This window comes from Hydrogenophaga sp. (genome assembly GCF_018780385.1).
GTDB lineage: Bacteria > Pseudomonadota > Gammaproteobacteria > Burkholderiales > Burkholderiaceae_C > Hydrogenophaga.
Map to the genome: position 1 here is coordinate 137581 of NZ_JADMJO010000003.1, position 13604 is coordinate 151184.

Genomic DNA, 13604 nt, shown 5'->3' on the forward strand with positions numbered 1-13604 from the left:
AACGGAGATTCGGCACAGAGGCGCTGCACAAATGGAAGCATTGGGCGCTTGCTCACGTAGACTCGGCAGGCTATGAGTTCAGCGCCCTCGACACCTGCAGCACCACCGCCAACAGCCGCACAGGCGCCTTGGTGGAAACGCTGGTGGCGACGTCTCCCGCCGTCGCGGCAGGACCGTTTTGCCACGCTGGCGCCGCTGCTGTCGGTACTGCTGTTCCTCTCGGCGATCGTGGTGGCCATCACCTATTTGCGATTTGAAGAGCTTGAGCGCGAGCAGGAGGCCGTGACGCGCGACGTGGAATACGCGCAGCAGCGTTTGCGCCTGCGCCTGCTGGAACGACAGGAGCAGCTCATGCGACTGGCCCGCGAAATCGACAACAAGGACATCGACACGGAAGAGTTTGTGTTCCAGGTCGAAGCGCTGGTGAGCCAGTTCCCCGAGTTGCTGGCCGTGACCTGGGTGGACGCCCGGCGCAACGTGCTGGCCAGCTACACCTCACCCAGCGCACCGTTGCGCTTGATGCGACCGACCGGCAGCACACTTTCTCCCAACGAAACCGACGGTACCTTCGACCTCGCGCGTGACTTGCGACAACCCACCTACTCGCGCCCACTGGAAACCCAGGATCCACGCCATGCGACGCTGATGCTGCACGTGCCGCTGAGTGAGCAGGGCCGGTTTGCGGGCACGGTCATGGGCGAGTACGCCATTGACGGTCTCATGCGCTTTGGCATGCCCCCGGAGATCATGGCGCGCTACGCGGTGGCGCTGGTGGACGACCGAGGCCAAGTGCTCGCGGGCAGTCTGCAGGCGCCCAGCGACGTGCTGCGCCTGCTGCCCTGGTCCAACCCACCCATGGAACATGAAGTGCCGGTCTCCCCGGTGGGCAACGGTTTGATCGTGAAGGCGCAGGGCTACCGCACCTCGCAGGACATTGTGGGCAGCGGCTTCTTTTGGGTGATCGGTGCGCTGTCCGCCCTCACGGTGTGGATGCTGCTCGGGACCTGGCGCCACACACGCCGGCGCGTGCAGGCGCAGCAGGCCCTGGTGTCCGAAACCAACTTCCGCCGCGCCATGGAAAACTCCATGCTCACCGGCATGCGCGCGCTCGACATGCAGGGCCGCATCACCTACGTCAACCCGGCCTTCTGCTCCATGACGGGATGGACCGAAGGTGAACTGGTGGGGCGCACCGCGCCCTTCCCCTATTGGCCCGACGAAGACCACGACCAGTTGTCGGCCCGCCTGGAAGATGAGCTGCGCGGGCGCTCCACGCCCGGCGGCTTCGAGGTGCGGGTGCAGCGGCGCGACGGCAGCATCTTCGACGCACGCATGTACGTGTCACCGCTGATCGATCCCAAGGGCCACCAGACCGGCTGGATGACCTCGATGACCGACATCACCGAGCCCAAGCGCATTCGCGAGGAACTATCAGCGTCGTACGAGCGTTTCACCACCGTGCTGGAAAGCCTGGACTCGGCCGTGTCGGTGGCGCCGCTGGGCAGCGACGAGATGTTGTTCGCCAACAAGATGTACCGCATGTGGTTCGGCACGCGCGGCCAGGGTCACCGCCATCTGGTGGACCTGGCGGGCAACCAGCCCACGCCCAGCCCGGACGACGGCGATGCGGTGGACGCCTTTGCCGGCATGCCGACCGAGACCTTGACAGACGCCGGTGCAGAAAATGCCGAGGTGTTCGTCGAGGAGCTCGACCGCTGGCTGGAGGTGCGCACGCGCTACCTCACCTGGGTCGACGGGCGCCTGGCGCAGATGGTGATTGCCAGCGACATCACGCCGCGCCGCTACGCCGAAGAGCAGGCCTCGCGCCAAGCCGAACGCGCGCAGACCGCCAGCCGACTGATCACCATGGGGGAGATGGCATCGAGCGTGGCGCACGAGCTCAACCAGCCACTCACCGCCATCAGCAACTATTGCAACGGCATGATCTCGCGAGTCAACGAAAACCGGATCAGCACGGAAGACCTGCTCGGCGCTTTGGAGAAGACCGCTCGCCAAGCACAGCGCGCCGGGCAGATCATCCAGCGCATCAAGGCCTTCGTGAAGCGAAGCGAACCCAACCCGGCGCCGTCCGACGTGGCGCAGATGGTGAGCAACGCGATCGAGCTGGCCGACATCGAACTGCGTCGCCATCAGGTGCGCCTGTCGCCGTACGTGGCGGCGCGCCTGCCCAGCCTGATGGTCGACCCCATCCTGATCGAACAGGTGTTGATCAACCTGCTGAAAAACGCAGGTGAGGCCATCATGCAGGCGGGCCGTGCGCCCGGAGAGCGCTATGTCGAGTTGCGCGTGGGGCCCCGCCGCCAGGAAGATCTGGACGTGGTCGAGTTCTCGGTGCGCGACTCTGGCAACGGCGTGCCCGACGAGATGATCGAGCGCATCTACGAAGCCTTTTACAGCACCAAGAGCGAAGGCATGGGCATTGGCCTGAAACTGTGTCGCAGCATCGTCGAATCGCACCACGGCAGGATGCATGTGCACAACATCTACAATGGGGAAGAGGTTGTGGGTTGCTGCTTCAGTTTCTGGATCCCCGTGATTTCGAGATTGAAGGTCAGCGGCACATCAACCGGACCAGCCACAGAGCCGGTGACGGACACAGAAAGAGCGAGATGAGTTTGATCCCCAAAAAAGGCACTGTTTATGTTGTCGATGATGACGAGGCGGTGCGCGACTCACTTCAATGGCTGCTCGAAGGCAAGGACTTCCGGGTCCGCTGCTTCGAATCGGCCGAGGCCTTCCTCAGCCGCTACGACGCCCGCGAGGTGGCTTGCCTCATCGCCGACATCCGCATGGGCGGCATGACCGGCATGGAGCTGCAAGAGCGGCTGATCGAACGACAATCGCCTTTGCCCATCGTCTTCATCACCGGCCACGGCGACGTGCCGATGGCTGTGGAATCCATGAAGAAGGGCGCGCTGGACTTCATTCAGAAGCCGTTCAAGGAAGACCAGCTCGTCACGCTGGTCGAGCGCATGCTTGAGCACGCGCGTGAAGCCTTCACCACGCACCAGCAAGCGGTGAGCCGCGACGCTCTACTCTCCAAGCTCACCAGCCGCGAAGCCCAGGTGCTCGAACGCATCGTCGCCGGCCGGCTGAACAAGCAGATTGCCGACGATCTGGGCATCAGCATCAAGACGGTGGAGGCGCATCGCGCCAACATCATGGAAAAACTCGGTGCCAACACCGTGGCCGACCTGCTCAAGATCGCGCTGGGACAGGCCCCGGCCAAGGCCTGACGCCCCTCACCAACACACCCGATCAACGCCCGCCCTTCCCGGCGGGCGTTTCCATTTCAACCGCAGCCCGAACACCCCATGACCGCACAACTCATCGACGGCAACGCCCTCTCCCGCCAACTTCGCGCCGACGTGACCGCACGGGTCACCGCCCTGAAAGCGCGTGGCATCACGCCGGGTCTGGCGGTGATCCTGGTGGGCGAGAACGCGGCGTCGCAGGTGTATGTGCGCAACAAGGTCAAGGCCTGCGAAGACACCGGCATGCATTCCGTGCTGGAGCGTTGGCCCGCCACCATGACCGAGGCAGAACTGCTGGCGCGCGTGGACGCGCTCAATGCCGACGCCACCATCCACGGCATCCTGGTGCAGCTGCCATTGCCGGCGCACATTGATGCACAGAAGGTGATCGAGGCGATCTCGCCCGCCAAGGACGTCGATGGCTTTCACATCGCCAGCGCCGGCGCGCTCATGACCGGCATGCCAGGCTTCTGGCCCTGCACACCCTACGGCTGCATGAAGATGCTGGAGAGCATCGGCTACGGGCTCAAGGGCAAACACGCGGTGGTGATCGGCCGCAGCAACATCGTCGGCAAGCCGATGGCGCTCATGCTGCTGCAGCAGAACGCCACGGTCACCATCTGCCACAGCGGCACCCCGGATCTCAAGGCCATGACACTGCAGGCCGACGTGATCGTGGCCGCTGTGGGCAAGCGCAATGTGCTCACGGCCGACATGGTCAAGCCTGGAGCCGTGGTGATCGACGTGGGCATGAACCGCAACGACGAAGGCAAGCTGTGCGGCGATGTGGACTTTGAAGGGGTGCGGCAAGTCGCCGGCTGGATCACCCCCGTGCCCGGTGGTGTGGGCCCCATGACCATCACCATGCTGATGGTCAACACCCTCGAATCAGCCGAACGCCTGGTCGCTTAAACCGCTTGGGTGCGTGGCGCGCTGAGACGCCACAACACGGCGCCAGCGCACAGCCACTGACCCAGCACCATCACGGTGCCCAAGCCGTGCCACAGGCGCAGGCTGCCACCGCTGGCGCGTGCGGTGACGATGTTCTGGGCCACGCCGAACTCCTGCACGATTGCGAGCAGCATCGCGAACAGCACGAAGCCCATGGTGGTGACGGCAGCGGGCGCGACAGCAGCGCCCTCACCGCGCCAGCGGCGCAGGATCAGCAGCAGCACCAACCCCAACACGAGGCCGGCCCAGCATTGCAGCGAGAAGATCTTCGCAGCCACAGGCCCGGCCACTGCGGGGCCGGCCACTGCGGGGCTGCCCAACGTGGCAAAGAGCAGCGGAACCGCGAGAAAACTGAGTGCCGAGAGACCGCCCCACCACAAGGCGGCGACGAAAACGGCGAGCCGTTGCAGCGGCATCAGGCGTAGCGCACGGCCACGATCTCGAAGCGCTTGGTACCACTCGGCGCCTGCACCTCGGCCACATCACCCTCTTCCTTGCCGATCAGCGCGCGTGCGATCGGGCTGCCAATGTTCACCAGCCCGAGCTTGAGGTCGGCCTCGTCTTCGCCCACGATCTGATAAGTGACGGCCGCTCCGCTGGCTTCGTCTTCCAGTTCCACCGTGGCGCCAAACACCACCTTGCCGCCCGCATCCACCGCGGTCGGGTCGATGATCTGCGCGGCCGAGAGCTTGCCCTCGATCTCGGCAATGCGACCTTCAATGAAGCCCTGGCGATCCTTGGCAGCGTCGTACTCGGCGTTTTCACTCAGATCGCCCTGCGCGCGCGCTTCGGCAATCGCGTTGATCACCCAGGGGCGGTCCACGGTCTTCAGGCGGTGAAGCTCCTCCTTGAGTTTTTCAGCGCCGCGCTTGGTGATGGGTAGGGTGGCCATGTGGTGCTCCGGAAGTCGGGAATGCAGCAGTCTTCGTCGTGTCTGCGTCAATACAAAAGGAAACCGCCGAGCGTTGCCGGTCGGCGGTGTACTGTGTCGAATTATGCCCCGGGCAAGCCCGAGGGTTCAACCGGGAAGAACCCGGATCGGGCTCACAACTGGGCGTGCATCTCCTGCACCGAGATCACGCTCAGGTTGTCCAGGTACTTCATGCCTTCCACCGCGGCTTCAGCGCCAGCGATGGTGGTAAAGGTCGTCACACGGGCCAGCAGCGCCGAGGTGCGGATGGCGCGCGAGTCGGTGATGGCGTTGCGGCGCTCTTCCACGGTGTTGATCACCAGCGCGATGTCCTTGTTCTTGATCATGTCGACAATGTGCGGGCGGCCTTCGGTGACCTTGTTCACCGTCTGCACCACCACGCCAGCCTCGGCAATGGCCGCCGCCGTGCCACGCGTCGCGACCAGCTCGAAACCCATGGCCACGAGCTGGCGCGCGATCTCCACCGCCCGCGGTTTGTCGCCGTTCTTGACCGTCAGGAACACCTTGCCCGAGGTCGGCAGCTTGGTGCCGGCGCCGATCTGGCTCTTCACGAAGGCTTCGCCAAAGGTCTTGCCCACGCCCATCACCTCGCCGGTGGACTTCATCTCGGGGCCGAGGATGGTGTCCACACCCGGGAACTTGACGAACGGGAACACGGCTTCCTTGACGCTGAAATACGGCGGCGTGACCTCGGCGCCGATGCCCTGGTCGTCGAGCGACTGGCCGGCCATGCAGCGTGCGGCCACCTTGGCCAGCTGGATGCCGGTGGCCTTGGAGACGAAGGGCACGGTGCGCGAGGCACGCGGGTTCACCTCCAGCACATAAATCACGTCTTGGCCATCCACCTCCTGGATCGCGAACTGCACGTTCATCAGACCGATCACGTTCAGGCCTTCGGCCATGGCAGCGGTCTGACGCTTGAGTTCGTCCACCGTGGCTTTGCTCAGGTAGTACGGCGGCAGCGAGCAAGCGGAGTCGCCACTGTGCACGCCGGCCTGCTCGATGTGCTCCATCACGCCGCCGATGAACACACGACCGGTGTGGTCGCGAATCGCGTCCACATCGCACTCGATCGCGTCGTTCAGGAAACGGTCGAGCAGCACCGGCGAGTCGTGGCTGACCTTCACCGCTTCGCGCATGTAGCGTTCGAGGTCGCGCTGCTCGTGCACGATTTCCATCGCGCGGCCACCCAGCACATAGCTTGGGCGCACCACAAGCGGGTACCCCAGCGCTGCGGCTTTCTCCAGAGCCTCTGGCTCGGCGCGCGCGGTGGCGTTGGGCGGCTGGCGCAGGCCCAGGGTGTGCAGCAACTGCTGAAAACGCTCGCGGTCTTCCGCCGCGTCGATCATGTCCGGGCTGGTGCCAATGATGGGCACGCCCGCAGCCTCCAGGCCCAGCGCGAGCTTGAGCGGCGTCTGGCCGCCGTACTGCACGATCACGCCCAGGGGTTTTTCCTTGTCGACGATTTCCAGCACGTCTTCGAGCGTGAGTGGCTCAAAGTACAGGCGGTCGCTGGTGTCGTAGTCGGTCGAGACGGTTTCGGGGTTGCAGTTGACCATGATGGTCTCGTAACCGTCCTCGCGCATGGCGAGGGCGGCGTGCACGCAGCAGTAGTCGAACTCGATGCCCTGGCCGATGCGGTTCGGACCACCGCCGAGCACCATGATCTTCTTGTTGTTCGTCGGCTCCGCTTCACACTCACCGTCGCCGTGGCCTTCGTACGTGGAGTACAGGTAGGCGGTGTCGGTGGCGAATTCGGCCGCGCAGGTGTCCACACGCTTGTAGACCGGGCGGATGTTCTCGGCAATCCGGCGCTCGCGCACGGACTGGTCGTTGGTCTTGAGCAGCTTGGCCAGGCGGCGGTCGGAAAAGCCCTTCTTCTTCAGGCCGCGCAGCGTCTCGGCGTCGATCGCTTCCAGGCTGGTTTTCTCCAGCGCGAGTTCGATCTTCACGATCTCTTCGATCTGCACCAGGAACCAGGGGTCGATCTTGGTGAACTGGTGCACCTCGTCCATGGTCCAGCCGGCGGCGAAGGCGTCACCCACGTACCAGATGCGGTCCGGGCCGGGCTCGCCGAGCTCACGCTCCAGCGTCTCGCGGTCCTGCGTCTTCTCGTTCATGCCGTCCACGCCTACCTCGAGGCCGCGCAAGGCTTTCTGGAACGATTCCTGGAAGGTGCGACCCATGGCCATGACCTCGCCCACGCTCTTCATCTGCGTGGTCAGGCGGCTGTCGGCGGTGGGGAATTTTTCGAATGCAAAACGCGGGATCTTGGTGACCACATAGTCGATGCTGGGCTCGAAGCTGGCCGGCGTGGCGCCGCCCGTGATCTCGTTGCGCAGCTCGTCCAGCGTGTAGCCGATGGCCAGCTTGGCCGCCACTTTGGCGATAGGAAAGCCCGTGGCCTTGGAGGCGAGTGCGGACGAACGCGAAACACGCGGGTTCATCTCGATCACCACCATGCGACCGTCGGCGGGGTTGATGGAGAACTGCACGTTGGAGCCACCGGTGTCCACACCGATCTCGCGCAACACGGCCAGACTGGCGTTGCGCAGGATCTGGTATTCCTTGTCGGTCAGCGTCTGGGCGGGTGCCACCGTGATCGAGTCGCCGGTGTGCACGCCCATGGGGTCCAGGTTCTCGATCGAGCAGACGATGATGCAGTTGTCCGCCTTGTCGCGCACCACCTCCATCTCGTACTCTTTCCAGCCGAGCAGCGATTCTTCGATCAGCAGTTCGCTGGTCGGCGAGGCTTCCAGGCCGCGTTTGCAGATGACCTCAAATTCTTCCGGGTTGTAGGCGATGCCGCCGCCGGTGCCACCCAGCGTGAAGCTGGGGCGGATCACCACGGGGAAGCCCACGGTCTTCTGCACGCCCCAGGCCTCGTCCAGGCTGTGGGCAATGCCCGAGCGCGCCGAACCCAGACCGATCTTGGTCATGGCGTCCTTGAACTTGAGGCGGTCTTCGGCTTTGTCGATGGCCTCTGGCGTGGCGCCGATCAGCTCCACGTCGTACTTCGCCAGCACACCGTGGCGCCAGAGGTCGAGCGCGCAGTTCAGCGCGGTCTGACCACCCATGGTCGGCAGGATGGCGAAACCGCCCTTTGCCAGCGGACGCTCCTTGGCGATGATCTTCTCCACCGTCTGCCAGGTGATCGGCTCGATGTAGGTGACGTCGGCCGTGGCCGGGTCCGTCATGATGGTCGCGGGGTTGCTGTTGATCAGCACGACCTTGTAGCCCTCTTCGCGCAAGGCCTTGCAGGCCTGCACGCCGGAGTAGTCGAACTCACAGGCCTGGCCAATGATGATCGGGCCGGCGCCGATGATGAGGACGGTTTGGATGTCGGTTCTTTTGGGCATGGTTCGCGGTGGGTGTGCGCAGGGTCGGAGAGATCTCTCAGGCCTGGCGCTGGGTATCCAGTGTGTTCAGCAAGGCCTGCAGTCGCTCGGCCGGCACATTTTTCTGCATCAGCTGCAGCAGGCCGTCGCCTTCGATCAGGGGACGCAGCACCTCGACTTCAGCGTCGTAAAAGCGCGCGTCCCAGGCAGCCAGTTCGGTGTTGAAGGTCTCATCGTCCCAGGTCTTGCCCTTGGCCAACAGCGTCACCAGCGGCATGGCCTTGTTTTCCAGAAACGCCTTGCGGTAGGGCTTCTGCGCCCAGCGCTGGGCGAACCACTCCTTGTGCGGAGCCGCCAGCGTCAGCATGCGCTTGCTGATGGCTTTCTCGATGGAGAACACTGGAAAACTGAAGAGCTTCATTGCGACGGCCTCAGGCGGTAGCGGGCACGCGGGCCTGCATGAGATCGATGAAACGGTCGAACAGGTAGCCGATGTCGTGCGGGCCGGGCGAAGCCTCGGGGTGGCCCTGGAAGCAGAACGCGGGCTTGTCGGTGCGGGCCAGCCCCTGAAGCGTGCCATCGAACAGGCTCAGGTGCGTGGCGCGCAGCGTGGCCGGCAGGTTTTTCTCATCCACCGCGAAGCCGTGGTTCTGGCTGGTGATGGAGACGCGGCCGTTGTCGAGGTCTTTCACCGGGTGGTTGGCACCGTGGTGGCCGAACTTCATCTTGAAGGTCTTGGCGCCGCTGGCCAGCGCCAGGATCTGGTGGCCCAGGCAGATACCGAAAGTGGGCACGCCCGCTTCGATGATCTCGCGCGTGGCGGCGATCGCGTAGTCGCAAGGCTCCGGGTCGCCCGGGCCGTTGGAGAGGAACACGCCGTTGGGCTTGAGCTTGAACACGTCGGAGGCGGGCGTCTGTGCTGGCACCACGGTGATCTTGCAGCCGCGTTGCGCCAACATGCGCAGGATGTTGTACTTCACGCCGAAGTCGTAAGCCACCACATGGAAACGCGGCGCGATCTGCTCGCCGTAGCCGAAGCCGAGTTGCCACTCGGTCTGCGTCCAGGCGTAAGGTGCGGAGGCCGAGACCACCTTGGCCAGGTCTTGGCCGGCCATGTTGGGTGCGGCTTTCGCGGCGGCCACGGCCGCGGCGCGGTGAGCCTCGGTGATGGTGGCGCCGGCGGGCAGAGCCACGATGCAGCCGTTCTGTGCGCCGTGGGTGCGCAAGCGGCGCGTGAGGGCCCGGGTGTCGAGGTCGGCAATGGCGACCGTGCCTTCGCGCTGCAGGTAGTGCGAGAGGGTTTCGGTGCTGCGGAAGTTGGAGGCCAGCAGGGGCAGGTCTTTGATGATCAGGCCAGCGGCGTGGATGCGGCTGGCTTCGACGTCTTCGGCGTTGATGCCGGTGTTGCCGATGTGCGGATACGTGAGGGTCACGATCTGCTGGCAGTAACTCGGATCGGTGAGGATTTCCTGGTAGCCGGTGAGCGAGGTGTTGAACACGACCTCACCCGTGGTCTGACCGGTGGCGCCGATGGAGACGCCTGTAAAGACCGTGCCGTCGGCGAGCGCGAGAAGGGCTTTCGGGTGGACGGGAAGCACGGATGGGACTCCAGAAGTGGGGCGAAACGCAGGCCACCGGCGGTTGGTGCCGCGCAGGCTTCGCACCCGCCCTGCCCTCACTTTCTGGGGACTCGGACGGAAGGAAACCTGGGGTGAGGAACCGGGGTAAGCGCGCGTCGCGCTGATTGCGGGTAAACCCCGGAATTATATGCTGGCCTCACGCTCCGCCGCGCTCGCGTGCAGGCAGATGGCGGCAGCGGCAGCCACGTTGAGCGACTCTTCACCACCTGGTTGCGCAATGCGCACCGACTGCGCGGCCATGGATTCCAACGCCGCACTCACGCCCTGCCCTTCGTGCCCAAGCACCCAGGCGCACGGCCAGGGCAGCGCTGCGCGATGCAACAGATCGCCCTGGTGCGAGCTGGTCACCAGCAGCGGAACCTCCAGCGCGGCGAGATCGCCCACCGACAGGCCTTCCACAAGGCGCAAGGCAAAGTGCGCTCCCATGCCCGCGCGCAACACCTTGGGCGACCAGAGCGCGGCCGTGCCCTTGAGCGCGAGCACCTGGTCAAAACCGAAGGCAGCCGCGCTGCGCAGGATCGAACCCACGTTACCGGCGTCCTGCAGGCAGTCCAGTACCACGGCGGCCTGGCCCGCAGCCAGGGCAGTGGTTTTGGGCAGGTCCCACACGAAGCCCACACCGGCAGGCGATTCCAGTCCGCTGATGGTGGCCATGAGTGCGCGCGGCACCGTCACATTGTGGTCGGACGCGTCGCGAAAGTCGTGCGGGGCCTGGGCCCAGGCGTCCTCGGTGAACACGGCCATGGCGGGCCGGTGACCACGCGCAAGCAAGGCCCGGCAAAGGTGGTCACCTTCAAGCCAGACCTGTTCCTGCTTGCGGTAGGCCGTGTTGTCCTGCGCGAGCACGCGCAGGCGCTTGAGCAGCGGGTTGTCGCGCGAGGTGATGGCGGTGGGTTCACTCATTGGGATGTGCTCCGGTCAACACGGCATTGGCGAGCACCCGCGCCACCGGCGCGAACGTTCGCCGATGCATCGGCAACGCCCCATGCTCCTGCAGCGCACGCAGGTGTTCGGCCGTGCCGTAACCCTTGTGGCGATCGAAGCCGTACTCGGGGTGCTGCAGATGCATCTCGCACAGCAGCCGGTCGCGCGTGACCTTGGCCAGGATGGACGCCGCGGAGATGCAGGGCACCAGCGCGTCGCCCGACACGATGGCCTCGGCCAGCACGTCCAGCGCGGGCAGGCGGTTGCCGTCTACCAGGACCTTGGTGGGTTTCAGGCGAAGCCCCAGCACCGCCCGGCGCATGGCCAACATGGTGGCCTGCAGGATGTTGAGCTGGTCGATCTCCTCCACGGAGGCCTGCGCAACGCTGCAGCAGAGTGCCTTGGCGCGGATTTCGTCGTAAAGCCGCTCGCGGCGCAACGCGGTGAGCAATTTCGAATCGGCCAGCCCCTTGATGGGCGAGCGATCGTCCAGGATCACGGCCGCGGCCACCACCGGCCCGGCGAGCGGACCGCGCCCGGCTTCGTCCACGCCGGCCACCAGCCCGGGCACATCCCAGGCGAGGTGGGCCTGCTCAGCCTTCAAGAACTTTTTCGATCGCATCGGTGGCCAGTTGGGCGGTGTCGCGCCGCAAGGAGTGGTGCAGCGTGGTGAAGCGCTGTTGCAAGGCATTGATTCTCTCAGGCGCGTCGAGCCAGTCCAGCACGCTTTGAGCCAGCGCCTGGGGCGAGGCCGCCTCTTGCAGGAACTCGGGCACCACAAATTCGCCACATAGGATGTTGGGCAGGCCCACCCAGGGCTGCAGCTGCTTGCGCCGCATGATCTGCCACGACAGCCAGTTCATGTTGTAGGCAATCACCATGGGGCGCTTGAACAGTGCCGCCTCCAGCGTGGCCGTGCCGCTGGCGATCAGGGTCACGTCGCAGGCGGCCAGCGCGGTGTGCGACTGGCCCGGGATCACCTGCAGCTCGGCACCCAGGCCTGCGCTGCGGGCTGCGCCTTCAATGCGCTCGCGCAGCGTCGGCACCGCGGGCACCACGAAACGGATGCCTGGCCGCACGCTTCGCAGGCGCACGGCAGTCTCAAAGAACACTTGAGCGAGGTACTGCACTTCAGAGGCTCGGCTGCCCGGCAGGATGGCCACCACGGTGTCTTCATCGCGCAGACCCAGGGCGACCCTGGCGGCAGCTCGGTCCGGCTCCAGCGGAATCACATTGGCCAAGGGGTGGCCAACGTAGGTCGAGGCGATGTCATGCCGGGCCAGCAGCTCGGGTTCAAACGGGAAAATGCACAGCACATGGTCGGCGCTGCGCCGGATTTTCTCGACCCGCTCTGCGCGCCAGGCCCAGACAGACGGACACACGAAATGCACGGTGCGCACGCCATTGGCCTTCAGGTTGGCTTCCAGATCCAGATTGAAGTCGGGTGCGTCGACGCCGATGAACACGTCGGGCCGGTCGGTGGACAACAGCCGCTGCTGCAGTTGCGCGCGAATCCCGACGATCTCCCGGTAATGGCGCAGCACCTCGACGTATCCGCGCACCGCCAGTTTTTCGCTGGGCCACCAGGCCTCGAAACCTTGGGCTGCCATCTGCTGGCCGCCAATGCCGAACGACTTCAGATCTGCCCAGCGTTGCCGCACACCTCCGAGCAGCAAACCCGCCAGCAGATCACCTGACGTTTCGCCCGCCACCAGGGCAAAACGTTTTGGAGGCGTCATGTCGGGATCAGCGCACGATGCCGCGCTGGGGCGACACCTGGCCCAGGAAATTCAACATCATCTCGACGTCGGGAGCAGCTTCAGGCGTCTTCTCAGTCAGTGCACGAATGCGGTCCACCGACTGCTCGAGCTTGAGGTCTTCGCGGTACAGCGCCTTGTGCATGGCCTTCACGGCCGAAATGCGTTCCGTCGAAAAACCGCGACGGCGCAGACCTTCAAAGTTCATCGAACGTGCCTGGGCCGGCTGGCCCTGACACATCACGAACGGCGGCAGATCGGCGAAGAGCAGCGAACACATCGCCGTCATGGCGTGCGCACCCACACGCACGAACTGGTGCACCACGGTGAAGCCGCCGAGGATCACCCAGTCGTCCACCACCACGTGGCCCGCGAGCTGCGAGTTGTTGGCGAAGATGGTGTGGTTGCCCACGAGGCAGTCGTGCGCCAGATGCACGTAAGCCATGATCCAGTTGTCATTGCCGACCTGGGTCTTCGCGCGATCGCCGGGTGAGCCAATGTTGAAGGTGCAGAACTCACGCACGGTGTTGCGGTCGCCCATGACGAGCTCACAGGGTTCACCAGCGTATTTCTTGTCTTGCGGCACCGCGCCCAGCGAGTTGAACTGGAAGATGCGGTTGTCGCGTCCGATGGTGGTGTGGCCCTCGATCACGCAATGCGCGCCGATGGTGGTACCCGCACCGACCTTGACGTTCGGGCCGATCACGGTGTAGGGGCCGACTGCGACCGAGCTGTCGAGTTCGGCGGCCGGGTCCACCAATGCGGTGGGGTGGATCAGAGACACAAGG

At 64.9% G+C, this 13604-nt stretch carries 12 protein-coding genes; 3 read left to right on the plus strand and 9 right to left on the minus strand.

All coding sequences use genetic code 11. From position 1 onward, the window contains the following. Positions 1 to 72: 72 nt before the first annotated feature. From IV113_RS01210 to folD, 3 genes are all read left to right on the plus strand, one after another. Positions 73 to 2634: a PAS domain-containing sensor histidine kinase gene (locus IV113_RS01210; protein WP_291080008.1), complete on the plus strand. Its 2562-nt coding sequence runs from the start codon at positions 73 to 75 to the stop codon at positions 2632 to 2634. Further along, a complete protein-coding gene (locus IV113_RS01215; RefSeq protein WP_291080010.1) occupies positions 2631 to 3257 on the plus strand; it encodes a response regulator transcription factor in 627 nt (208 codons plus the stop codon). The genes IV113_RS01210 and IV113_RS01215 overlap by 4 nt, the downstream gene beginning before the upstream one ends. Positions 3258 to 3335: 78 nt before the next feature. After that, positions 3336 to 4187, plus strand: a complete 852-nt coding sequence (folD, locus tag IV113_RS01220) for a bifunctional methylenetetrahydrofolate dehydrogenase/methenyltetrahydrofolate cyclohydrolase FolD (RefSeq protein WP_291080012.1) — start codon at positions 3336 to 3338, stop codon at positions 4185 to 4187. On the opposite strand, the gene IV113_RS01225 is transcribed toward folD, so the two are convergent. The 9 genes from IV113_RS01225 to lpxA all read right to left on the minus strand — a co-directional run bounded on the left by IV113_RS01225 (position 4184) and on the right by lpxA (position 13600). Beyond that, positions 4184 to 4642, minus strand: coding sequence for a DUF4149 domain-containing protein (locus IV113_RS01225; protein WP_291080013.1), 459 nt, complete (start codon positions 4640 to 4642; stop codon positions 4184 to 4186). The genes folD and IV113_RS01225 overlap by 4 nt on opposite strands. Next, positions 4642 to 5118 carry a transcription elongation factor GreA gene (gene greA, locus IV113_RS01230; protein WP_291080015.1) on the minus strand — a complete coding sequence of 159 codons (477 nt, stop codon included), beginning with the start codon at positions 5116 to 5118 and terminating at the stop codon, positions 4642 to 4644. Before greA ends, IV113_RS01225 begins: the two co-directional genes overlap by 1 nt. A gap of 152 nt (positions 5119 to 5270) precedes the next feature. Further along, complete coding sequence (gene carB / locus IV113_RS01235) at positions 5271 to 8516, minus strand: carbamoyl-phosphate synthase large subunit (protein ID WP_291080017.1); 3246 nt, start codon at positions 8514 to 8516, stop codon at positions 5271 to 5273. 37 nt (positions 8517 to 8553) lie between these two features. Continuing rightward, positions 8554 to 8916, minus strand: coding sequence for a hypothetical protein (locus tag IV113_RS01240; RefSeq protein ID WP_291080019.1), 363 nt, complete (start codon positions 8914 to 8916; stop codon positions 8554 to 8556). A gap of 10 nt (positions 8917 to 8926) precedes the next feature. Continuing rightward, complete coding sequence (gene carA, locus IV113_RS01245) at positions 8927 to 10093, minus strand: glutamine-hydrolyzing carbamoyl-phosphate synthase small subunit (protein ID WP_291080021.1); 1167 nt, start codon at positions 10091 to 10093, stop codon at positions 8927 to 8929. A gap of 165 nt (positions 10094 to 10258) precedes the next feature. Further along, the gene (locus IV113_RS01250) at positions 10259 to 11038 is read right to left on the minus strand and encodes an RNA methyltransferase (RefSeq protein ID WP_291080023.1); all 780 of its coding nucleotides are present in this window, start codon (positions 11036 to 11038) and stop codon (positions 10259 to 10261) included. Then, complete coding sequence (rnhB, locus tag IV113_RS01255; protein ID WP_291080025.1) at positions 11031 to 11681, minus strand: ribonuclease HII; 651 nt, start codon at positions 11679 to 11681, stop codon at positions 11031 to 11033. Before rnhB ends, IV113_RS01250 begins: the two co-directional genes overlap by 8 nt. Next, on the minus strand, positions 11653 to 12798 hold the full coding sequence (lpxB, locus tag IV113_RS01260) for a lipid-A-disaccharide synthase (RefSeq protein WP_291080027.1): 1146 nt from the start codon (positions 12796 to 12798) through the stop codon (positions 11653 to 11655). The genes rnhB and lpxB overlap by 29 nt, the downstream gene beginning before the upstream one ends. A gap of 7 nt (positions 12799 to 12805) precedes the next feature. Continuing rightward, positions 12806 to 13600 (minus strand): acyl-ACP--UDP-N-acetylglucosamine O-acyltransferase, encoded by a 795-nt coding sequence (lpxA, locus tag IV113_RS01265; protein WP_291080029.1) that lies wholly within the window; start codon positions 13598 to 13600, stop codon positions 12806 to 12808. Positions 13601 to 13604 lie beyond the last annotated feature (4 nt).